The 23,190-nt window shown below is 35.5% G+C and carries 25 protein-coding genes; 8 read left to right on the plus strand and 17 right to left on the minus strand.

The annotated features are described in order from the left end of the window. Both AC3WTI_RS13895 and AC3WTI_RS13900 read right to left on the minus strand, forming a co-directional pair. Positions 1 to 867, minus strand: a complete 867-nt coding sequence (locus tag AC3WTI_RS13895; protein ID WP_098903373.1) for an ABC transporter permease subunit — start codon at positions 865 to 867, stop codon at positions 1 to 3. A gap of 88 nt (positions 868 to 955) precedes the next feature. Continuing rightward, positions 956 to 1,690 carry a YwaF family protein gene (locus AC3WTI_RS13900; RefSeq protein WP_071726409.1) on the minus strand — a complete coding sequence of 245 codons (735 nt, stop codon included), beginning with the start codon at positions 1,688 to 1,690 and terminating at the stop codon, positions 956 to 958. A 211-nt stretch (positions 1,691 to 1,901) separates the two neighbouring features. Between AC3WTI_RS13900 and AC3WTI_RS13905 the strand changes: the two genes are divergently transcribed. The 4 genes from AC3WTI_RS13905 (at position 1,902) to entC (ending at position 6,800) form a co-directional block, all read left to right on the plus strand. After that, complete coding sequence (locus AC3WTI_RS13905; RefSeq protein ID WP_097840880.1) at positions 1,902 to 3,005, plus strand: efflux RND transporter periplasmic adaptor subunit; 1,104 nt, start codon at positions 1,902 to 1,904, stop codon at positions 3,003 to 3,005. Beyond that, on the plus strand, positions 3,002 to 3,676 hold the full coding sequence (locus AC3WTI_RS13910) for an ABC transporter ATP-binding protein (RefSeq protein WP_000609098.1): 675 nt from the start codon (positions 3,002 to 3,004) through the stop codon (positions 3,674 to 3,676). The genes AC3WTI_RS13905 and AC3WTI_RS13910 overlap by 4 nt, the downstream gene beginning before the upstream one ends. A gap of 26 nt (positions 3,677 to 3,702) precedes the next feature. Then, on the plus strand, positions 3,703 to 4,857 hold the full coding sequence (locus AC3WTI_RS13915) for an ABC transporter permease (RefSeq protein WP_439823278.1): 1,155 nt from the start codon (positions 3,703 to 3,705) through the stop codon (positions 4,855 to 4,857). Between the two features lie 533 nt (positions 4,858 to 5,390). Next, complete coding sequence (gene entC, locus AC3WTI_RS13920; protein WP_492304373.1) at positions 5,391 to 6,800, plus strand: cell wall-binding protein EntC; 1,410 nt, start codon at positions 5,391 to 5,393, stop codon at positions 6,798 to 6,800. A 166-nt stretch (positions 6,801 to 6,966) separates the two neighbouring features. On the opposite strand, the gene AC3WTI_RS13925 is transcribed toward entC, so the two are convergent. From AC3WTI_RS13925 to AC3WTI_RS13955, 7 genes are all read right to left on the minus strand, one after another. Then, complete coding sequence (locus tag AC3WTI_RS13925; RefSeq protein ID WP_087957457.1) at positions 6,967 to 8,052, minus strand: DUF871 domain-containing protein; 1,086 nt, start codon at positions 8,050 to 8,052, stop codon at positions 6,967 to 6,969. After that, a complete protein-coding gene (locus tag AC3WTI_RS13930) occupies positions 8,042 to 8,320 on the minus strand; it encodes a hypothetical protein (protein WP_087957456.1) in 279 nt (92 codons plus the stop codon). The genes AC3WTI_RS13925 and AC3WTI_RS13930 overlap by 11 nt, the downstream gene beginning before the upstream one ends. After that, positions 8,296 to 9,606, minus strand: coding sequence for a PTS sugar transporter subunit IIC (locus tag AC3WTI_RS13935; RefSeq protein WP_001013061.1), 1,311 nt, complete (start codon positions 9,604 to 9,606; stop codon positions 8,296 to 8,298). Before AC3WTI_RS13935 ends, AC3WTI_RS13930 begins: the two co-directional genes overlap by 25 nt. 82 nt (positions 9,607 to 9,688) lie before the next feature. Next, a complete protein-coding gene (locus AC3WTI_RS13940) occupies positions 9,689 to 9,994 on the minus strand; it encodes a PTS sugar transporter subunit IIB (protein WP_087957455.1) in 306 nt (101 codons plus the stop codon). 1 nt (position 9,995) lies between these two features. Continuing rightward, entirely contained in the window at positions 9,996 to 10,316 is a 321-nt protein-coding gene (locus tag AC3WTI_RS13945; protein WP_087957454.1) for a PTS lactose/cellobiose transporter subunit IIA, read from the minus strand. Positions 10,317 to 10,425: 109 nt separating this feature from the next. After that, positions 10,426 to 12,366 carry a BglG family transcription antiterminator gene (locus AC3WTI_RS13950; protein ID WP_144488321.1) on the minus strand — a complete coding sequence of 647 codons (1,941 nt, stop codon included), beginning with the start codon at positions 12,364 to 12,366 and terminating at the stop codon, positions 10,426 to 10,428. A gap of 73 nt (positions 12,367 to 12,439) precedes the next feature. Then, positions 12,440 to 13,528, minus strand: a complete 1,089-nt coding sequence (locus tag AC3WTI_RS13955) for a DUF871 domain-containing protein (protein ID WP_087957452.1) — start codon at positions 13,526 to 13,528, stop codon at positions 12,440 to 12,442. A gap of 318 nt (positions 13,529 to 13,846) precedes the next feature. Between AC3WTI_RS13955 and AC3WTI_RS13960 the strand changes: the two genes are divergently transcribed. Further along, positions 13,847 to 15,049, plus strand: a complete 1,203-nt coding sequence (locus AC3WTI_RS13960; RefSeq protein ID WP_087957451.1) for an MFS transporter — start codon at positions 13,847 to 13,849, stop codon at positions 15,047 to 15,049. A gap of 331 nt (positions 15,050 to 15,380) precedes the next feature. After that, positions 15,381 to 17,036 carry a Na/Pi cotransporter family protein gene (locus AC3WTI_RS13965; protein ID WP_087957450.1) on the plus strand — a complete coding sequence of 552 codons (1,656 nt, stop codon included), beginning with the start codon at positions 15,381 to 15,383 and terminating at the stop codon, positions 17,034 to 17,036. A gap of 34 nt (positions 17,037 to 17,070) precedes the next feature. On the opposite strand, the gene AC3WTI_RS13970 is transcribed toward AC3WTI_RS13965, so the two are convergent. After that, positions 17,071 to 18,069 (minus strand): YhdH/YhfP family quinone oxidoreductase, encoded by a 999-nt coding sequence (locus AC3WTI_RS13970; protein ID WP_097840876.1) that lies wholly within the window; start codon positions 18,067 to 18,069, stop codon positions 17,071 to 17,073. Positions 18,070 to 18,383: 314 nt separating this feature from the next. Here AC3WTI_RS13970 and AC3WTI_RS13975 point away from each other — a divergent pair, with 314 nt between their 5' ends. After that, positions 18,384 to 19,580, plus strand: a complete 1,197-nt coding sequence (locus AC3WTI_RS13975; protein WP_097840875.1) for an LCP family protein — start codon at positions 18,384 to 18,386, stop codon at positions 19,578 to 19,580. A 148-nt stretch (positions 19,581 to 19,728) separates the two neighbouring features. Then, positions 19,729 to 20,169 carry a hypothetical protein gene (locus AC3WTI_RS13980; protein ID WP_048526307.1) on the plus strand — a complete coding sequence of 147 codons (441 nt, stop codon included), beginning with the start codon at positions 19,729 to 19,731 and terminating at the stop codon, positions 20,167 to 20,169. 33 nt (positions 20,170 to 20,202) lie between these two features. Here AC3WTI_RS13980 and AC3WTI_RS13985 read toward each other — a convergent pair whose 3' ends face one another. The 7 genes from AC3WTI_RS13985 to AC3WTI_RS14015 all read right to left on the minus strand — a co-directional run bounded on the left by AC3WTI_RS13985 (position 20,203) and on the right by AC3WTI_RS14015 (position 23,163). After that, positions 20,203 to 20,967 (minus strand): sulfite exporter TauE/SafE family protein, encoded by a 765-nt coding sequence (locus tag AC3WTI_RS13985; RefSeq protein WP_097840874.1) that lies wholly within the window; start codon positions 20,965 to 20,967, stop codon positions 20,203 to 20,205. A gap of 33 nt (positions 20,968 to 21,000) precedes the next feature. Continuing rightward, entirely contained in the window at positions 21,001 to 21,480 is a 480-nt protein-coding gene (locus AC3WTI_RS13990; RefSeq protein WP_000437728.1) for a DsrE/DsrF/DrsH-like family protein, read from the minus strand. A 225-nt stretch (positions 21,481 to 21,705) separates the two neighbouring features. Beyond that, positions 21,706 to 22,002 carry a rhodanese-like domain-containing protein gene (locus AC3WTI_RS13995; protein WP_087957446.1) on the minus strand — a complete coding sequence of 99 codons (297 nt, stop codon included), beginning with the start codon at positions 22,000 to 22,002 and terminating at the stop codon, positions 21,706 to 21,708. A 14-nt stretch (positions 22,003 to 22,016) separates the two neighbouring features. Continuing rightward, entirely contained in the window at positions 22,017 to 22,382 is a 366-nt protein-coding gene (locus tag AC3WTI_RS14000) for a rhodanese-like domain-containing protein (RefSeq protein WP_087957445.1), read from the minus strand. 4 nt (positions 22,383 to 22,386) lie between these two features. Continuing rightward, the gene (locus AC3WTI_RS14005; protein WP_087957444.1) at positions 22,387 to 22,746 is read right to left on the minus strand and encodes a sulfurtransferase; all 360 of its coding nucleotides are present in this window, start codon (positions 22,744 to 22,746) and stop codon (positions 22,387 to 22,389) included. Positions 22,747 to 22,812: 66 nt separating this feature from the next. Next, positions 22,813 to 23,040 (minus strand): sulfurtransferase TusA family protein, encoded by a 228-nt coding sequence (locus AC3WTI_RS14010; protein WP_097840873.1) that lies wholly within the window; start codon positions 23,038 to 23,040, stop codon positions 22,813 to 22,815. A 24-nt stretch (positions 23,041 to 23,064) separates the two neighbouring features. Then, a complete protein-coding gene (locus AC3WTI_RS14015; protein ID WP_492304374.1) occupies positions 23,065 to 23,163 on the minus strand; it encodes a sulfurtransferase TusA family protein in 99 nt (32 codons plus the stop codon). Positions 23,164 to 23,190 lie beyond the last annotated feature (27 nt).

Genomic DNA, 23,190 nt, shown 5'->3' on the forward strand with positions numbered 1-23,190 from the left:
TTATAGTCTCTCCTTCATCGCAGCTGGAATGAGATAATGAAACAATTTAAACAAAATAAAAATCGGAATATAAATAAGCAGCACACTAACGATGAAAACCTCAACCCTAATACTCTCATACGATTTCAAAAACATAAAAATACCACCCGTATTAAAAATCCATTCTATAATATATAAATTAGATAACATAAAAAAGATATTCGTTTTCGCAAAGAATAATGTACTAAGCAACACATTTCGTAAAATATGGCGATTTAAAATATGAAAGCGCCCCAGCCCTTTCGCCTTAGCAAATAGTACATAATCTTTTTCTAGTTCATTTTCAAAACGAAGCACGATCATTTTTACAAACATAATCGTAGTCGGGATGCTCAAACACAATATTGGCAACCCCCTAATCGACTCGCCTCCAATTGAAGCAATTTGAAAAGGTAAAAAACCTGTTCTTTTAAAAAACCATACAACTAAAATTTGTGATACTAAAATAAGAAGAATGTCTGGAATGGATTCTAGGAGGATAAGAAATGATTTAATGCGATGTTGTATACGCGGTGAACTACTCATAATTACATAAACAATACAAAATGCTACAAATAATGAAATGAAAAAAGCAGCTAAAAATATAATAATTGTTTCTTTATAATGGACAAACAACTGTGGAAATAAAAATTTATCTCCCACATATTTAAAATTGGAGATGTCCATTAAATTCACAAACACTTCTTGTAAACTCTTTATGTACTGTGATGCATGCAGCTCAAATCCATAAAATAGTTTCGGCAATGTCCCTAAACAAATAATACCCAAAATCGAAATAAGAAATTGAAACGTCACTTCCATCCCATTCAAAAATACTTTTTTGACCATTTTCGCCCTTCTCTCTCTATAATTTACCCCTTAATTTTATTCTTAATTTTCTGAATTGTAAATATTTAATATATAAAAAATCGCTAGGTTATGACCCTAACGATTCTTTGTGTAACTGTTTTTCTCTTTTCGCAAATGGCATATATAAAATAAAACATCCAATAAGCGCTGCGAGTTCTAATGAAATAATATAGTAAGGATGCGGCCCTAACATATCAAGTAATGAAGCTGTTTCTGGCTTATGAGCTAAAAACATATAATTACCACCTGTTTTGTAATTTACAAACGAAACAATCGGAATCAATATGTTTAAAAATATCATCGTACGTTTAATAGATTGTAATGTAGGACGATACCCTTCTACCCAAGTCATAAAGAGCGGTGCCCAAATGAGCAATATATGCGCGATAAAATATTCCATAAATCGAAAATGCGGAAAAGCATACTGCAAGTTCGGTGTTAAAATGGCTTGTGATGCACCAATAATTCCTGTGAAAAATACAATCTCATATATGCGATAACTTTTCGTTATAATCATAATCGACGCTAATAATAAACTAATCGTACATAACTCAAACGGTAATGAAGTGGCTAGCTCAAAAATCCCTGCTTTCCACTCCCACATATGCAGTCCAATTTCACTCCCTATAAATAAAAATGCAATCGCATATCGAACCGTTATATTCCACTCATTTTGACGTAATACATCTTGGTATTGATATAAAAAAACGATTCCCACCAACATAATAAATAATATAATGGCATGTTGCCTTGAGTAGGGAATAAACGGTTTTAATGGATGTGCACTAAAATAAGCTTCCATCTTCCTTCCTCCTCTCCTTCATACAATATTATTGTAAGAAAGAAACAACGAGTCAATTCATTTGCTTACACTGGGACAAGCTCTACCTTACATTTACATATTCATACCTTACAAAACTGTAAGGTTATTGTAAGCTAAAACGATTTGTCAGATTCTTCATCTCTTCTATACTGAATGTAGATACTAAAACGAACGAAAAGGTGATAAATAGATGAAGAAGAAAAATAAAGTGTTAATTACTAGTGTAGTAGCAATCGGAATTGCAGCTGGGTCATACTTTGCATTTGCTGGCGGGAGTTCAGAAGTAGCAATGGCATATAGCGGATATAAAGTAACAGAAAAACAAATTGAAAACGCGCAAAAATTTGGCGGAGAAGTCATTCCAAACGGCATCGAAACAATTTCATTCGATCCAACAAAAGGTACGTATGAATTAGCTGTAAAAAAAGGTGATGAAGTGAAAAAAGGTCAGCTCCTTTTTAAATATAATGACCCAACTGCGAAGCAAGGTGTAACAGAAGCAGAAATGCAAAAGAAAATCGCACAAAAAGAAGTAACATTGTTCCAAAAGCAAATTGATGCAGCGAAACAAAAATTACAAAAAGATAAAAATGCAGGCCTTCCTGCTGAAGCATTAAAAGCATCAGAAATTGAAGTACAACAATTAGAATCACAACTTGAAATGAAGAAGTTTGAAGTTGAAAAAGCTGATGAGATGATTAAAGCGGCAAAAGAGAAAGTAAACACACTTTCTGTAACGAGCCCTACTGATGGCGTAATTGATGACATCGTAAAAACTGCTGATGAAAAAACAGGTATGAGTGGCATTACACTTCGTCACGCTGGTCCATTTAAAGTAAAAGGCCAACTTTCTGAATATGAGCTTGCTAGTATGAAAGTTGGGCAAGAAGTAACTGTTTCCTCAAAAACGGTCGCTGGTAAGACTTGGACAGGAAAAGTAACAGAAATCGGTTCTACACCATTAAAGAGCATGGATGAAAACAAAACAGTTTCTAACTATCAATTCACTGTCACATTAGATAATAGTGAAGAATTACAAAACGGCTTCCACGTTTACGTAACAAGTAAATCTGGCGAAGCAACTGGTACGATTGTTCCAAAAAGCAGCATCGTGAAAAAAGGTGACAAAAATGTTGTCTTCGTTATAAAAGACGGTAAAGCGAAAGAACAAGCCGTTACTGTTGAATTCGAGACTGATAGCGAAGCAAAAGTTTCTGGTGTGAAAAAAGGAGAACAAATTATCTCTAAACCTGAAAAAGACTTAAAAGATGGTATGGAGGTTGTCGCCCAGTGATTAACTTAAAAGGCATCACGAAATCTTTCCAAAATGGTGCAGAATCCGTACAAATATTACACGGCATTGACGTAACACTGAACCAGGGAGAATTCACTTCTATTATGGGACCATCTGGTTCTGGTAAATCAACATTAATGAACATTATCGGTTGCTTAGATAAACCAACGACAGGTGCGTACGAACTAGCTGGGCAAAACATTTCAAACATGTCTGAAACAGAACTTGCACGCGTTCGTAATAAAGAGATCGGATTCGTATTCCAAAACTTCATGTTATTACCGAGACTTACAGCACTTCAAAATGTAGAGCTCCCTCTTATTTACGCTGGAGTTGATAAAAAAGAAAGACGTGAGCGCTCATTAGCCGCTTTAACAAAAGTAGGTTTAGCCGATCGCGCTACTCACCTACCTAACGAATTATCAGGTGGACAAAAACAGCGTGTCGCAGTTGCACGTGCAATCGTAAATAATCCAAAGTTCATTTTAGCCGATGAACCGACGGGGGCACTTGATACGAAAACAAGTACACAAATTATGGACCTCTTTTACGAATTAAACAAACAAGGCTCAACAATCATTATGATTACCCACGATCGTGAAATTGGGGAAGCTGCAGCACGTCAAATTGTAATTCGTGACGGAAATATCGTCCAAGATTGGAGAGGTTAATTTTGAACACGAGTGAAAATATACGCATGGCCCTTTCCTCTATCTTTGCCCACAAAATGCGTTCTATCTTAACGATGCTAGGAATTATTATCGGTATTAGTGCCATTATTACTATCATTTCAATGGGTGATGGTACAAATGCAAAGTTTAAAGAAGAATTAGGCCAAGGAAAAGATAATGAAGTAACGATTTACTACAACAACCCTGATTATGGAACAGATAGCGCCAAAATCACACCTGATATGCTAAACCGTATTCAAACTGTACCAGGCGTTAAAGATGTGTATCCAGATGTAAGTATGAAAGTAAAAGCATCTGCTGGTTCAAAAGATGTAAATCTTGATTTAAAAGGTGGAACAGGCGCCTTTATGACAGATTCAAAAATAAAATTAGTTCACGGTCGTGAATTAAACGACAGCGAATTAAACCAAGCAATCCCTGCTGTTATATTAAATGAAGAAGCTTTCAACAAATTATTTAGTAATGGTTGGGAATCAAATCAATACACAGATATAAAAGGAAAGCCGTATAAAATAGTCGGTGTATACGAAACGAAAAACGACTTCGGAATGCCTATGCCTGAAGGTTATACGTCACTTGAAAACGCGCCTGTCATTTCAGGAGTAAATGAGTATGACTCTGTAAGATTAACAATGACCTCTCCGACAGAACGTAAAAGTGTAGAAAAACAAGCCGTTTCTGTTTTAAACGAAATGAAAGCTCCTAAATTTGAGCATAAATTCGAAGCACAAGATTTAGGTGAATTTACGAAGCAATTAGACGAATCAATCGGTATGATGAAAATGGTATTCGGTGGTATTGCTGCTATCTCCTTACTTGTTGGTGGTATCGGCGTAATGAACATCATGCTTGTATCTGTAACAGAACGTACACGTGAGATTGGTATTCGTAAAGCACTTGGTGCAACACGTGGTAAAGTATTAACACAATTTTTAATTGAATCTTGTATTTTAACAGGACTCGGTGGCTTCATTGGATTCATGCTCGGTATCTTCTTCGCTTGGATCGTCTCAATCTTTGCCGGATGGCCACTCGTTGTCTCAAAAGAACTTGGACTTCTTGCAGTAGGTATCTCCATGTTAATTGGTATTATATTCGGTCTACTACCAGCTAACAAAGCTGCAAAACTGGATCCAATTGAATGTTTACGATATGAATAAACAAAAACGTAGGAATTTATACTCCTACGTTTTTTTATTTATCCCGCTTTAATGGGCAGCCCGATTGGTGAGGGATGATAATCAGTGAGGGATGAAGAACCCCCCACTGATTAAAGTTTCACTTTATCTATTAAATCGTGTTTCTTCTATTATATATGTTTCACGTTATACATACCTTTAACTATTTCAAAGTACTAAAGCTATTATAGAATCCTATTATTACAAAAATAATATGTGACAGACTGAAATCAAGGCGTAATTTTTTCCATACCTCGACTTATTTTGTAACAATTATAGCGATTTTTTATTAAATTTCACCTCATTTATATTCCTCCACAGCAAAAATAGTTATTTTTACATAACTAACCACCTGTTCCAACAGCAAGATAATCCGTTTTTGTAACAATTAAGAAATGATTACGTAACACTACAGAAACATTATTAACCTATTAGAAATTGAAATACTCTTCTTTTTATGCATCATATGCTCTAACCTCCCCTATAAGCTATAAGAAAGCGCTTTTAGGATATTCCTGGAATTATTACAGAATATTAATGACCCGTTACGAAAGCTTTGTAATTTTATGTTTTTCGCAAATAAGAAAATAATGGTTGCTATAATGAGGTCAACGAAAACAAATGCAATGGAGGCTATTATGAAAAAATTTATGGGTATAGCAACAGCAGCGGTTTTTGGTCTTGGGATTTTCACAACATCTGCTAAAGCAGAAACAATCGTAACGACTGATGTACTAAATGTACGAGAAAACCCAACTACTGAATCAAAAGTTGTAGGAAAATTATTAGATGGATATAAAGTTAACGTTTTACATACAGAAAACGGATGGTCAAAAGTGAAATTAAACAGCGGTAAAGAAGCTTTCATTAGCGCTGACTATACAAAAGACACTTACTACGTAACAGCAAACGTATTAAACGTACGTGCTGGTGCAAACACAGACTCAGAAATTCTTGGTAAATTAAAACAAGATGATGTAATTGAAACAACACACCAAGTTGAAAATGATTGGATCCAATTTGAATATAACGGAAAAACAGCTTATGTTCATGTTCCTTACTTAACAGGTAAAGCTCCAGTTAAAGTTCAACCAGCAGTTAAAGTTGAAAAAGCAACGAAAGTTCAAGATACAGCTAAAGCAGTGGAAGCAACTAAAACTCGTGAAGTAGCTGAAACGCAAGCTAAAGCTAAGGCGGAGGAAGCAACTAAAGCTCGTGAAGCAGCTGAAGCTCAAGCAACAATTAAAGCCGAGGAAGCGGCTAAAGCTCGTGAAGCAGCTAAAGCTCAAGCAGAAGCTAAAGCTCAGGCAGCGGCTGAAGCTGAAGCAGAAGCTAAGGCTCAAGAAGCAGCTAAAGCTCGTGAAGCGGCTAAAGCTCAAGCAGCAGCTGAAGCTCAAGCAGCGGCTAAAGCTCAAGCAGCAGCTAAAGCTCGTGAAGCAGCTAAGGCTCAAGAAGCAGCTGAAGCTCGTGAAGCGGCTAAAGCTCAAGAGGCAGCTAAAGCTCGTGAAGCGGCTAAAGCTCAAGAGGCAGCTAAAGCTCGTGAAGCGGCTAAAGCTCAACAACCTGCTACACAACAACCTGTTGCAAAAGAAACTGAAACAAGTGCACCATCATCTTCTCGTGAATTACGCGTTGTAGCAACAGCTTACACAGCAGATCCACTTGAAAATGGTTATAAAGCAGGCGACCAAGTAAAATCAGCTATGGGCCATAACTTAACAGCTAATCCAAACATGAAACTAATTGCAGTTGACCCAAGTGTCATTCCATTAGGTTCAAAAGTATGGGTTGAAGGTTACGGAGTAGCAATCGCTGGTGATACTGGTGGAGCTATTAAAGGAAATAAAATTGACGTTTTAATGCCAGATAAAGGAACATCTAGTAACTGGGGACGTAAAACAGTTACAGTGAAAGTTTTAAACTAATTAAAAAAAAGAGTCAGTCTCAATAATGAGACCGACTCTTTTTTTATGATTCTTTCATTCTTTCTCCTTCTCTCCCGTCCAAATTAAATCTATCTCTTTGCATTTTATATATGATAGATTACTATTTCAACAGAAAAAAGAGGATGCCATAGCATCCTCTCCTTCCCTATTCCACACAAGTAAACTGTGTCCAAGCTCCTACATAATCTAGTAAGAATAACTCTTCTTCTGCAATTGTACCGACAATATTTTTCCGTTCATCTATCGGCATTTCTTTTAGAATGATTTGTAGTTCGCCTTTATATTTACCAAATGAGTTGTTACCAATTACAACTTGCCCTCTTTCCTGTAATACACTTTCGCGCACTGGGAAGTCATAGTCTTTGTATTTTTTACGCACTTCTGTAGAGCGCACCATATATTCTGTTATGTCGCCGCGTCTTACGTGTAATTCTTGCAGTGTCGCTTTCTTCTCTACTTCAGTCGCTTCGTCTACAAAGTGTACCTTTAGCTGTAACATGTAACGGTTTAAGTTTCCTAGTTTCTCTAACTCGTCTTCACTCGCATAAGCATTTCCGATAATCACATCATCGATTAGCCCTGTTGCCCATAAATGTTTCGCTTGTACTTCAATTGGTAAGTTACGATGCTCTTCTAACGTACATAGTCCGTCATTAATATCCCATGGACCGATGTTAGCTGCATGTGACGTAATAAACGCTGCCGTGCGAATACCGTGTTTTTTAAAACGTTCACTACAGCGAATGAAATAATCATACGGAAGACCAGTAAATTTTTGCGGATAAAAGTTATGACAACCAATTAAAGCTGATTTATTCGCCTGATGCGAAAGAATATTTTCTAAGTATGCAATATCATTACTTACGTTCAGTTCAATTTTTAAGCCGTACGGGTTATTTGTCATTTTCGCTTCTGTTAATCCGTCAAAACCTAAATCTAAACGAATACCATCTGCACCTAACTCTGCAAAGAACGATAGATCGCTATAGCTAATACCAAGTTGATCAAATACCGCCGGAGCTACATCTAAAATAACTTCCATATTATGATCTTTTGCATGATTAATAATTTCTTTAAATTCAGCTACAATTTCTTCTTTCGGACGATTCACGGATAAAAGACATGTGAATATTCTTGAAAAACCGTGGCGTGCCGCTGCCGAAATATATGCCATATCTTGTTCTTTCGTTGAATGCTCTGGATAAAGTGAAATTCCTAATTTACGCTCCATGCTTTTGCATCTCCTTCACACGTTGTATTAATGCCATGCTCGTAAATCTATATTTTGCAGATAAACATGTTGCACATAAAATCGTTGGTACAATAATTACGTATGGTGATTGTAATCCTAACATTACATAAGCACCCATTGAGCAACCGATAAATAAAATTGATACGAGTAGTAAAACTAATAAAGATCTACTTTGTACCCATTTTGAATAATGCGCAATACACTGCCCCGCTACGAATGTAATTAAGATGATAATTGCTCCGAGCATTTTTCTTTCTCCTCTCCTGCTACTTGTTGTTTCTCATACATTTTGAAGAACGGATAGTAAATAACGAATGAGATAACAAAGTTAACAAGTACAAGTACACCAGCCATAATTGTCCAGTCCGTACTAATAACCGCTGCAATTGGTGCTAACATCGTAAATGGCAATTTCGCCATCATCAGCGGAATCATCCCTGAAACAACTGCGAAATATGATACTGTCGTTGTCACTAACGGTGTAATAACGAATGGAATAATTAAGATTGGGTTCATTACAATTGGTGCCCCGAAAATAATCGGTTCGTTAATATTGAATAAACCTGGCACAAATGATAATCTACCTAACTCTTTTAGGAACTTAGATTTAGAGAACATAAACATAATAACTAAAGCTAACGTTGAGCCTGATCCACCAATCCATACGAACCATTGAATAAATTGCTCTGTAAATAAGTTTGGTAATTGATGTGCATTTCCTGTAGCTGTGAATACTTCCATATTTTCAAGAATTGCTGAATCCCACATCGGACGAATGATTGGTCCTAAAATCGCAGGACCATGTATACCGAATGACCAGAAGAACACGATTAAGAATACTGTTAATAAACCACCGAATAAATTATTTCCTACTAATACTGATTTTAGTGGTGCGATTAAATATGTGATTGTTGTATTTACATCAAATTTTAAACCGTAACGAATACCCCAGAATAAAAGAATAACGACTAAAGTTGGAATTAATGCTGCAAACGAATTTGAAACTGCTGGTGGTACACTATCTGGTAATTTAATCGAGATATTATGCTTAATCATAAAGTGATAAATTTCTACTGCAATTAAAGCTGTAACGATTGCTCCGAATAAAGATGTTGCACTTAATGTTCCTACTGAAATGTATCTACCTGCATCAATAACGCCTGGTACAGCTTTCGTAATTTGAATTGGTTCAACTGATGCTAGTAAAAAGGCGAGTACAGATAATAACCCTGCACTTAACTGATTGAGCTGATAAAAGTTCGCGAGTGAAGCTCCTACCCCAAATGCTGCGTATAACGCCATTAGTCCTACTGTAAATCGGAATGGAATATCTAAAATATGGCGAAACGGTGCAATCCACTCCATATATGCATCAATTGGTAAATTTAAAAAGATAACGAAAAATGATCCGACAATCGTTAACGGCAATGTAGAAATAACTCCGTTTCGAATTGCTAATAAATGTCGTTGTCCTGCAATCTTTTGCGTTGTTGGCATAATCTTTTGTTCCATAAAACTCATAAAACCATTCATCAATACCCCTCCTCTTTCTCTTTACTACGAAAGAATGAAATAAAGTTATAACATTATAATGTTTATATTTAAAAAAATATAATTATGCTAAAACTAATTGTTCTGCTTGTTTCAGTACTTTTAAACCATCACACATGCCATAGTCTCGCTGTTCTATTATTGCGACCGGTATATCGTATGAGTTCGCAAGGAACTGTACCGCTGGAAACAAATACTTCACTTGTGGTCCGATTAAAACAACATCAGCATTTTTTATTTCCAGTTTCACAAGTTCTGAATCAACTGCTTTAATTTTATAATCCTTCCCTTGTTTCATTGCCTCTTCTTGCATTTTCCTTACAACCATACTCGTTGACATGCCTGCTGCACAACATAATAAAATGTACATCTTATACTGTCACTTTCTCTTCCACTCGTTTATGAAGAGCGATAAATTCTTCAGCAAGTTCTTTCACTGTAATTGCATTCATTAAATGATCTTGTGCATGCACTAACAGCAAACTGATTTCTGCATGATTTCCTCTTGCTTCTTCTTGAATTAAGTCAGTTTGAATGCGATGAGCTGCTGAAATTTCTTCACTAGCAAGTGTCATCTTTTCACTCGCATTCTTAAAATCTCCTTGTCTTGCAAAAGCAATTGCTTCCAGTGACGCGCTTCTCGCGTTGCCACCATGTAAAATTAACGCAAATGGAGTTTGCATATCAGTCATTTTAAATTCCCCCAAGCTATCTTTTTTCTATATTGTTATCTTATTATGAAAACGCATACAATTAAACATAAAAAACTTCCGTTGTATAACGGAAGTTTTTACATACTTTTTATATAGACAGTAATACTTCTTGGAAATCTTCAATTACTTCAACATGCGTTAATTTCTCTATCACACTTTGACTAGACATAATATCATATAAAAAATCATAAAGCTTTTGTAAATCTTCATTATTATTGCGCTTTACACTAAATAAAATAATAACTTGTACCTTCTTATCTCCCCAGTCAACCGCTTTATCAAGTGTACAAAACATCAAAAATGTTTTCTCACTTAATAACTGCATCGGATGTGGAATCGCAACTAAATTCCCAACCGCTGTAGGAGATGTATTCTCTCTTTCCATAACAGAGTCATAAAAGTTTTCTGGTACATAATTTTTCTCAACTGCTTTCTTACATAAAAATTGGATAACCTCTTCTTTCGTAGAAGCACTATGATTTAAAAAGATTAAATCTTCCTTTATATACTGCTGCACACTAGTATTCACATGCGTAAACAACTGCTGACCGATTGACTTAATCTCTTTATCATCAAATATTGAGTTTACTTTTATAACAGGTACAGGCAAACCACTTGGTATATGAATCGTACTAATAATACAATCTATCTTTTCTTTATAAAGATCTTCTACTTTCAATTGATAATAGCCTGTAATCCCTACAATCTCTAATTTATCTCGGAACTGTGATAAAATTTTATATTTCAATAGCTGGGCGCTTCCTTGACCAGTCGCACAAACTAATAAACATCTTTTCTTTTGATTCTGTTCCTGCAAACGACTCATCGCTCCGCCAAAGTGAATCGCAATATAACCAATTTCACTTTCTGGAATTGATTCTCCCGTATATTCACCAATTATATCTCCAACGAGAACCGCAATTTCAAAAGCATACGGATAATTCTTTTTCACTTCTGCCAAAAGAGGATTTCTCGTATTTAACTTATACTTCAAACGATTTAATAACGTTTTTAAATGAACACCAAATCCAAATAATAATTCTTCATCATAATAAAAAATAAGATTGCGTTCTTCTGCGACTTTAAAAAGAATATGTTGCATGAATGCATATAAATCTTTTCCTAATAACTCTTCCACATTTTCATAACGATCTTTCGCTGTAACAGCAGTACTTAATAAATGCATCGTTACATATAAAACTTCTTCTTCGGGAAATGAAAGATGCAACGCTTTCTCTAAATCTCCTACAATCTCTTTCGCAATTGTATATTCTTTCTTTATGATAAGTTCAGCTTGTTCCTTATTTAGCCCTTTCATATAATGTTGATCTTCACAACGCTTTAACGCGATCGCAATATGAATGACTAAATTATCAATCTCTATATCTGATAAATATATCGTTCCTCCCTCGATATACTTTAATATAACCGAACGGATAAGTGGTATATGAGGTAACGATACATATGTATCACTCTGCTCAAATTGCTCATGAAACGGCGTATGATCATAACGCGGTAAACCATATTGTGATAAACAAGAACGAATATGAAACTCCTCTCCCACAATACGTATACCATAATACGGTCTCTTTTCAATTTGTAATTGATAACGACCACATATATCTGTCACATCTTTCATAATTAAATTTACAGTAGATTTACTTACATAAATCTCCTCTGCTAACTGTGAAAGCTTCACATATCCCTCTGTCGTTAAAATACGTTGCAGAATGTACGCTATCCTTTCTTCATAAGAAGTTGGGATTTTTTCCGTCTGTTTTTGAAATAGCCCCACGCAAAACTCTTCAAACTTCTTCGTTTGTATAATTTCTAGTTCGTATCCAGTCCCTCTTTGCGATTCAATTTTCGCTCCGTTTTCTTCCAATATATCATTTAATAATTTTATATCTTTTTGAATCGTCTTCGTTGATACATGTAAACGGCTCGCTAAAAAAGCTCGATTTAACATCGATTTCTCTTCTAAAAACTCCTCTAAAATAGAAACTAATCGCTGATACACCTTTGTCATAGCTCTTCCTCTCGCAATTATATAAAAAGGAAAAAGCTGCTGAGGTCAGTAGTTTTTTCCTTTTTTATTTAATCTATTTCTTTAATGTAAACCCGAATTTATCCCATGCTTGTAAATAATCTAATAAGAAAATTTCTTCTTCCACAATTCGGCCAACTACATTTGTTTTTCCTGTGTTCACCATATCTTTTAAAGCAATTTGTAATTCACCTTTATATTGACCATACTGTTCATTATCAATTAAAAGATCTCCGCGTTTAATTTCGCGTGTATTATGTGGTTTGAATTCTTCTTTCTTATACTTCACACGACTTTGTGTCGAGCGAATCATGTATTCAGATACATCTCCGCGATAAAAATGCGGTTCCTCTAATACAATAATTTTTTCTAATTCTGTTGTTGTATCATATAACTCTATATCAAAAGTTTGTTTTTCTTTATTTAATGCACCTAATGCCTCTAATTCTTTTTCTGATGCATACGCATTCGCAATAATCACATCATCAATTAATTCTGTCGCAAACAAATGCTTCGCCTGTGTTGTCATCGGTAATTCACGATGCTGCTCTAACGTACATAATCCTTCTGTTACTGGCCAAGGTCCGTATGTTGCATCAAATGATGAAATAAAAGCAGCCGTTCTCATACCGTAATCTTTAAATTGTTTCGAGCATTTAATGAAATGATCGTATGATAATCCTGAATAACGATGCGGATAAAAATTATGGCACCCAATTAAATTTTCACGATTTGGTCTATGGCTCATGATGTTATCAACATATTTCGTACCGTTACTCATATTAATTTCAATTTTCAAGCCATATGGATTGTAAGTCATAATTGATTCTTCTAAACCAGAGAATCCAACATCTAAACGAATACCGTACGCACCTAATTCATGGAAGAACGATAAATCGTTATATGAAATACCTAATTGTGTAAAGACAGATGGACTAATATCGACTAATACTTGGAACCCTAATGCATTTGCATGAGAGATCGTTTCTTTAAACTCTTCTATAATTTTCTCTTTCTCTCCATCTACAGACAATAAGCATGTGAATACACGTGTAAATCCGTATTTACTTGCTAATGTTAAATATTCCTTATCTTTCTCTACTGTTGAATGTTCTGGATAAATAGAAATACCTAATCGTCTCATATGTACACGCCTCTTTCTTCATTGTTTTGTAAACCTTTTCAAATATATGTAGTGAAAAAGTATATATCCCCTTCTCGTTCACTACTTTTTGAATCCGCTTTCTTTTAAGAAAAAACAATTTCTATCATTCATAACAACCACAAGTCTATACATCTATACTTTACAACTTTTTTTCATAGTTGTGTAGCTTTTACACAAATTTGTCAGTTTTTCCACCTCGAAAATTGTTATACGTTTTCAAGGCACCTTCCTTGACTGTTACATTGACCAATACATATACTCGAAAGAACAGAGAAATTTTATATAGGGGATGAATATATGGGAGAGGCAATACTCGTAAAACGAGAACCGTTATGGACGAAAGAGTTTGTTGCGCTAATTCTAGCAAACTTATGTATGTTTTTAGGGTTTCAAATGTTAATTCCTACTTTGCCTGTTTATGTGAAAGAAATTGGCGGCACAAGTTCCAATATCGGATTAGTTGTCGGTATGTTTACCGTTGCAGCACTTTTTGTTAGACCGCTAACGGGAAATGCCTTGCAAAAGTTCAGCAAAAAAATCATTTTAATGATTGGTACTGCAATTTGTTTACTCGCTATGGGCAGTTACCTTTTCGCTTCAACCGTTTTCCTATTGCTTGCCGTTCGAATTTTACACGGAGCTGGCTTTGGTATTACAACGACTACATATGGAACTGTCGTTTCAGATTTAATTCCGCAAGCTCGCCGCGGTGAAGGTATGGGATATTTCGGCCTTTCTGGAACGATTGCAATGGCGCTCGGTCCACTTATCGGACTTTGGCTTATGCAAACATATAACTTCACAATTCTTTTTTTATGTGCACTTTCCTGCACGATTATTTCATTAATATTAACGAAACTACTTCAAATCAAAAAATCGCCGCAACCACCACAGCAAACATCTGGTACCTTTCTCGATGGATTTATTGAGCGCAAAGCTTTACTTCCTTCATTATTAATATTATGTATTACATTAATGTACGGAGGTATCGGGAGCTTTATTACATTATTTGCTACGGAAGTCGGAATTGCTGATATAAGTCTCTTCTTCTTATTTAATGCACTTGCAATTGCTGTCACTCGTCCGTTTTCTGGAAAGTTATATGATGCAAAAGGTCACACATTTGTCATTATTCCAGGAGTTATTATTACGTTTACAGGTATTATTTTGTTGTCGTACACAACTACTATTCCGAGTTTAATTATTGCAGCAGCATGTTACGGAAGTGGCTTTGGAGCGATTCAACCTGCACTGCAAGCATGGATGATCGACCGAGTAGCACCGCACCGACGAGGCGTCGCTACCGCTACATTCTTCTCAGCATTTGACCTTGGAATTGGTGCTGGCGCAATTATATTTGGATTCATTGCACATTTTACAAACTACGCAACTGTATATCGCTATTCCTCTCTACTACTTATTGCTTTCCTGTTCATTTACATAACAAATGTAAGGAAACAAAAGCATGGAGATAAAAACAGAGAAAAAGCTGCTGGATAATTTCAGTGGCTTTTTTATCGTATTTTCAATGTTATAAAACTACATGCATTTTCCTACATATTTTTTTAACTTTCATCAAAAAATATACGATGAACTCGCAGACGCTTTCCTTCATATTCAACTGAACAACACTATTCTAAAAAGTTTGATTTCTTTACAAAATTAAGATTTATATAGGATGAAAACCAATAAAATACAGCTGTTTCTTTAAGGAATTGTAAACTTTTCTTCTCTTTGTAAATTTAGTGTAAATTTTACTAGCAAACCGTTTACAGTGCCTCAAGGTTCAGTTAATAATTACATCGTACATGAAATTTAAGGAGTGGAATGCGTGGAATATAATGTTCAAGATATGATCTTCCAGTTCATTGGTGGATTAGGTATTTTCTTATTCGGGATTAAATACATGGGCGATGGACTGCAACAAGCAGCTGGAGATCGTCTTCGCGATATTCTAGATCGCTTTACAACAAACCCACTGATGGGTGTATTAGCAGGTATGTTAGTTACTGTATTAATCCAATCAAGTTCAGGAACAACCGCTTTAACAGTCGGACTTGTAAGTGCCGGATTTATGACATTAAGACAAGCAATTGGTGTTATTATGGGTGCGAACATCGGAACGACAGTTACCGCATTTATTATCGGAATTAAAATCGGAGAATACGCACTTCCAATTATGGCAGTTGGAGCTATCTTATTATTCTTCTTTAAAAATAAAAAAGTACATTCTTTAGGTCAAGTTATATTCGGTTTTGGTATGTTATTCTTCGGTCTAGAATTAATGAGCGCAGGTATGAAACCTCTTCGTTCTTTAGAGTCATTCCAGGAATTAACAGTTAGCATGAGTGACAACCCAATTTTAGGAGTTGTTGTTGGTACAGTCTTCACTTTAATTGTACAAAGTTCAAGTGCGACAATCGGTATTTTACAAGAACTATTCGGTCAAGGTGCAATCGATTTACAAGCTGCCCTTCCTGTATTATTCGGTGATAACATCGGTACAACAATTACAGCTGTATTAGCAGCAATCGGTACTTCTATTGCAGCAAGACGTGCAGCATTAGTTCACGTTATCTTTAATATCGTCGGTACAATTATCTTTACGATTTTATTAGTACCGTTTACAAGCTTAATTCAATATTTCCAAACATCATTAAACTTAAATCCAGAAATGACAATTGCATTTGCACACGGAACATTTAACGTAACAAATGCAGTGATCCAATTCCCGTTCATCGCTGTATTAGCATGGATTGTAACAAAACTTATTCGCGGTGAAGACTCTGCTATTGATTTCAAACCGCAACATTTAAATCCAATCTTTATTGAGCAATCTCCAGCTATCGCTTTAACAGAAGCTCAAAAAGAAATCATCCGTATGGCTGAGTTTTCATTACACGGACTAAAAGAAGCAAACCAATTTTTAAATACACAAGACAAAAAACACGCTGATATGGCTACTCAATTAGAGGGCGCTATTAACAATTTAGATAAAAAAATTACCGAGTATTTAGTTTTACTATCAGAAAAACCACTTTCACCAACAGACTCTGAAAAGCATTCTGTTTTAGCAGGTGTCGTGGGAGATATCGAACGTGTCGGTGATCATGTAGAAAACCTTGTAGAACTTGTAGATTTCCAAATTTCAAACCGTGTTTCTCTATCAGACGAAGCACTAGCTGAACTAAATGAAATGCTTGAGTTAACAATTTCAACATTACAAGATGCAGTTGAAGCTTTAACAAACTTCGATACTGAACTAGCTCAAACTGTTATTGCGAAAGAACGTAAAATTGACCAAATGGAACGTGTTCTTCGTAAACGTCACGTATTACGTCTGAACGAACGTAGCTGTTCAGGTGATGCAAGCATCATCTTCGTTGATATGGTAAGTAACTTAGAGCGTATCGGTGATCACGCTGTAAATATCGCTGATGGTGTTTTAGGTGAACAAGGTAAAATCAATTTAAAACAATCATTATAATAAGAAAGAGACGCTAACTTGAGCGTCTCTTTTTTCATTTCATATTTACAACCGTTCTTCCTTTTAACTTTCCTTGCAATATAAGTGTAAACTTTTCATCTAACTCTTCTAATGTACATTCTTCTGTATAAGATTGTAACTCTTTATTTTCCCATTCATTCGCTAAAAGCGCCCACACATCTCTTCTTACACCTACTGGGCATTGCACAGAATCTATTCCTACAAGGCTTATGCCTCGCAAAATAAACGGATATACCGTTGTTTGTAATTCCTGGCCTGCCACATTACCGCATGTCGTTACACAACCACCATACTTTACTATTTTTAAAGCTGTTTCTAACATATGTCCACCTACAGTATCGATAACCCCGGCGTATATCCCTTTTAACATAGGTCTTCCTGATTCATCATTCAATTCCACGCGATGAATCACTTTTTTCGCTCCTAGACGTAGTAGCATCTCTTCCTCTTCCATTTTCCCTGTTGCTCCTGCTACATTAAATCCTAACTTACTTAAAATACTTACAGCTACACTCCCTACGCCACCTGTAGCACCCGTTACTAAAACATCTCCCATACTAGGTGTTATACCTGCTCTCATAAGCTTATATACTGATAAAGCCGCTGTAAAACCTGCTGTTCCGTACATCATACTTTCCTTTAATGACATTCCCTCTGGTAAAGGGACAGCCCAAGATGCCGGCACGCGAATATATTCTCCGAAACCACCAGAAGTATTCATCCCTAAATCATATCCCGTTACAATGACTTGATCTCCTATCTTAATAGTAGCATCTTCACTACTCACAACTTCCCCTGCCGCATCAATACCTGGCGTATGAGGATATGTTCTCGTAACACCTTTATTACCAGTAGCTGACAGCGCATCTTTATAATTTAACGAAGAATAATGAACCCGTATTAATACGTCTCCCTCAGGTAAACTACTTACTTCTCTCTCGACAACGTTTCTTACAAACTGCTTATTTTCTGTTTCGTTCACAACGATCGCTCGGAATGATGTATGATTCATTATGTTCTCTCCTTTATCCGTCAAATTCTTCTTTATTATATAGAAGAAACAAGTAAACCTACTCATTTCTTCTTGGCTATATTTCAACAAATCTTACTTCTCTATTACTTTCTCATAATATATATTTTCATTTCTACTAAAAAACCTTATACTTATTCTACATCTGAAAAATAAAATATATAAAATCTGACTTTTTATAAATAAATTGAATTTTTACGAAATGTAAATGATTTGTAATGTTTTTTTTCGCTAAATTTCATTATAATAAGTGGATATGAGTGTCGTATTTCAATCCAAATGAAGGAGTACAGGAAATGGAGCAAAACCCATCTTTGCAAGAAAATACACGCAGTAAACCGAAAAAAAGTAAGAAAAAAATAAAAATTATTATAAGCGTTATACTATTCTTTTTAATAGTAGGTGGCGGTTATACTTGGTTTTTAGTAAATAAAGCATCTTCTGCTGTTCGAAATGCCGCACATGATTTAGCGCGCGGTGATAAATCTGATTTACGTGATAAAGCTGTAAAACCTATTACAAACAATGTCTCTGTCTTAGTAATGGGTGTTGATGAAAGCGATGTCCGAGGAAAAGAATATGGTGAAGCTATTAGAACAGATGCACTGTTGCTTGCAACGTTTAATAAAGATAGTAAAACTGTAAAACTATTAAGTATTCCACGAGATACATATACTTATATTCCAGTGGAAAAGAAAAAAGATAAAATTACACACGCTCATGCATACGGTTCTACTAAAAATGGAAAAGATGGTGGACCACAAGCAAGTATTGACGCAGTTGAAAAATTACTAAATGTTCCTGTTGATTACTTTGTAAAGTTTAACTTCAAATCATTTATGAAAATTGTCGATGATTTAGGTGGTATTGAAGTCGATGTACCGGTTGAATTTACTGAACAAGATAGTAATGATAATGCTGATGCGATTCACCTGAAAAAAGGTGTTCAAAAGCTAAATAGTGAAGAAGCGCTTGCTCTTGCTAGAACGCGCCACATCGATAGTGATGCAATGCGTGGACAACGTCAACAGCTCGTGATTGAAGCAATTTTACACAAACTAACAAGTGTTGGCTCTGTAACAAAAGTTGGTAACATTATTGATGATATTAACGGACAATTCGTTACAAACTTAACATTTGATGATATGCTTTCATTCTATAAGTACGGATCGGATTCAGAAATCGAGAAATTACAAATTCAAGGTGACGATTGCTATATGGAAAAAGGTGACGATACATGTAGCAAATCCGCTGGTGGCGGCCGAACGTATTACTACAATCCAGATAAAAAAGAATTAGCAAAAGTTACAAACGATCTTCGTGCTCATCTTGGATTACCTGCATATACAAAAACAGAATCGGATTCAAAGAAAACAAGCACAGAAAAAACAAAAGAATCTAAGTCTGAAAATTCAAGTGAACGCGAATCAAGTAACAATGAAGAAAAAAATAGCAGTGCAGACACAGAAACATCGTCTAACGACAATGAATAAAAAAGAAGCAGTTCTCTATGTAGGTAGAGTACTGCTTCTTTTTATTTATCCGAAACTAAAAATCAGAACTTTCTAACTATCTTTTTTAATATTTTTAAATTATAATAAATAGTAGCAATCTATTCCAATTATCAGGGGGCTCATACATATGAAAGCTGCAGTAAAACATAACATCTCAGATTTTAAAGACTACTTAAAATCAAACGATATATACATGGAAGAAAATATAGATGAAAATGATGGCTCTGTTCACTTTTCAGTAGGATTAGAGACAGAAGCTGGCGCAAAAATTCAACTTATCGCTGCTTTCCAAAACGAACATCCTACTGTAGATATATACTGCTTCAATGTTGCTCACGTACCGGATGCAACAGCAACAAATGATATTTTGCACGTTATCAATGAATTAAACACATCTTATCGATTTGCAAAATTCACATTAAACAAGCAAAATGCAATTGATATTTCAGCATCACTTGCATTCTCAGAACCAAACTTCAATCCAGCACTTGTATTTGAACATACGAGAATGCTATATAAATTAGCAAATGACGAATATAAAAACTTAATGAAAGTTATTTGGGCGTAAATAAAAGGATGGGCTGCAAGCAGCGCCATCCTTTTATTTCGATAACATATCAATCCACATCTTAACAGCAGTTCCTACAATCAAAATCGATAACATATATTGCAATGCTTTTTGATTGATCTTCTTCCCAATTCGCGCTCCAAGCGGCGCAGCAATGATACTTGCAACCGCAATAATAATAGCTGGAATTACAACTACTTGCCCAGTTATCACTTTTCCAGTCGTAATCCCTACTGAGGAAATAAACGTAATTGCGATAGATGTTGCTATTGTTGTGCGTATCGGCAATTTTAAAATAACTAGCATAATCGGAACTAATAAGAAAGAACCTCCAGCTCCTATAATGCCTGATGCTCCGCCTACAATAAATGCTAACAAACTTGCTAACCATTTATTATATTTCACTTCAGCACCATTATTTCGTTTCGGTACGAACATCATAATAGCAGCAATTGTTGCTAACGCTGCATAAACAACATTGACCGTATGTTCCGCCAATACGTTAGCCCCAAAACTCCCTATGAAACTTCCTACTAATATACTAGCTCCCATATACATAACTAGCGTTTTATCCATATCATTACTTTTCCGATAGGCCCATGCCCCTGCAAAAGTTGCAAAGAATACTTGCACCGCTGTAATACCACTCACTTCATGTGACGTATAGCCAGTAAATCCTAGCAATACAGGAATGTATAAGATCATCGGATAATTAATAATCGCACCGCCAATTCCAACCATTCCTGATATAAACGATCCGATAAATCCAATTATAAAAAGTAATACGACTAAGCTCATCTTATATCCCCCGCCTTCTAAAAAGAAGGTGATTTAAATGAATAAGTTCACATTCCCATCTGAAGCATCTGCTAAATATGCTCCTACTCCTGCAAACTCTACCCCTTCCATAATCTCTTCCTCTTTTAACCCTAATAAATCTACTGTCATTTGACAAGCGACAAGTTTAATCCCCTGTTCTTTCGCCAAATCGATTAAATCTGGTAACGGCATCGCATTATGTTTTTTCATAATACCTTTAATCATCTTTGGTCCCATACCAGCAAAATTCATTTTTGATAATCCCATCTTATCCGCACCACGCGGCATCATCTTTCCAAATACTTTTTCAATGAAAGTTTTCTTTACCTTCACATGCTCATCTTTCCTTAAAGCATTTAAGCCCCAAAAAGTATGAAAAATAGTTACCTCTTGATCGTATGCCGCTGCACCATTTGCAATAATATAAGCAGCCATCGCTTTATCATAATCTCCGCTAAATAAAACGATTGTTGTTTTCTTCTGTTGTTCCATGTTGTTCTCCCTCCAATTACCTATAGGGGTATTTTGTTTTTTATAAAAAGACTCAAATCATTTATCCCGCATTAACGGGCAGTAAGACCCCCACCTCAAAATTCAGCGGAAGCGAAGAAGTTAGGTGAAGGACCAACTGCCCGTAAAAGCCCGATTGGTTCAACTAATAATCAGTGTGGGATGGACAAAAACCCCCACTGATTAAAGTTTCACTTTATCTCTGTACTATAAGACTTTACCTTCCCACGCTAACATACCACCTACCATATTGATCGCTTGAAAACCGTAGCTCTCTAAAAACTGAACTGCTCTTGCACTTCTTCCGCCAGAGCGGCAAACGATAATATACTCTTTCTTTTTATCCAACTCATGCATACGAAATTCTAATAGTCCTAATGGAATGTTACATGCTTCTGGGATTTTCCCCTCGGCAACTTCTTCTACTTCACGTACGTCTACGATATTTACTTCTTCTTTACGTAACAATTTTTCTTCTAATTCTTTTACTGTCATTTCTTTCATTTTAAATTTCCTCCTCACAAACCATTCATACCGCCTGAAACATTGATAACGTGCTGAAATTCTAATTTCTTTAATACCTTTGCTGCTTGCTTACTTCTCATCCCGCTCTGACAAATAACGATTACTTCTTTATTTTTATCTAACTGATTTGCTTTACTAGCTAACTCATTTAACGGGATATTTTGAAATCCTTTCATATGATTCCCTCTATACTCACCTATTGTGCGAACATCAATGAATTGTTTATTCTTTTGCCCCATCATACGTTTTAATTCTTTCCCTGAAATATTTTTTACTCCTCTAACTGGTAAGAAGCGGGAAATAATAAACCACGATACAAGTACAATTAAGATTACATTCAATATTGTCTTTACATCCATAAAGCTATTTAAACTCCTTCTGTGCTTTTTTTCCATCCAAATATATACTATAACTTTGAATATGGAACCCTTTCTTTCTTAAAAAACGAACACTTAAATTCCGATCCACTTTATTATGAACAATAAGATGCAAAGGCTTATTTGGTATTTCGTGATAATACCGGCTTAAGTACACATACGGTATACACATAATTCTAGAAGTGTTATCAATGTGACTCTCTGTATAATTGCGTACATCTACAACAACACTTTCCATTTCCCTTACTTGTTCTAACGAAATATATGCAACATTTAAAACCGGGATGTAACGTTTTACTAAAACTCCTAGCATCAATACTATTAGAGATATAACTATATAATACATATATGATTATCCTCTTTCCTTTCCATAATAAGCAGAGGACTTAATCTTCCACTTATACTGGAACTGCTATGCTTTCTTGATCCAGAACTTTAATTCACCAGCTTCTTCCGTATGTTTTAACACTTCATGACCGCCTTTTTGTGACCATGCTGGTATATCTTTAATCGCACCTTTATCTGTTAAGTGTACTTCTAATACTTCTCCTGATTGTAATACTTCCATTGCCTTCTTTGTTTTTACAATTGGCATTGGACATGCTAATCCTTTTACATCTAATACTTCTTTCACCTTCATCTTATATGCCTCCTATTTTTATAATTAAGCCTTCTTAATCCAGAACTTTAATTCGCCATCTTCTTCTGTATGCTTTAACACTTCATGACCGCCTTTTTGTGACCATGCTGGTATATCTTTAATCGCACCTTTATCTGTTAAGTGTACTTC

It is taken from the genome of Bacillus sp. EB106-02-03-XG38 (genome assembly GCF_058792175.1).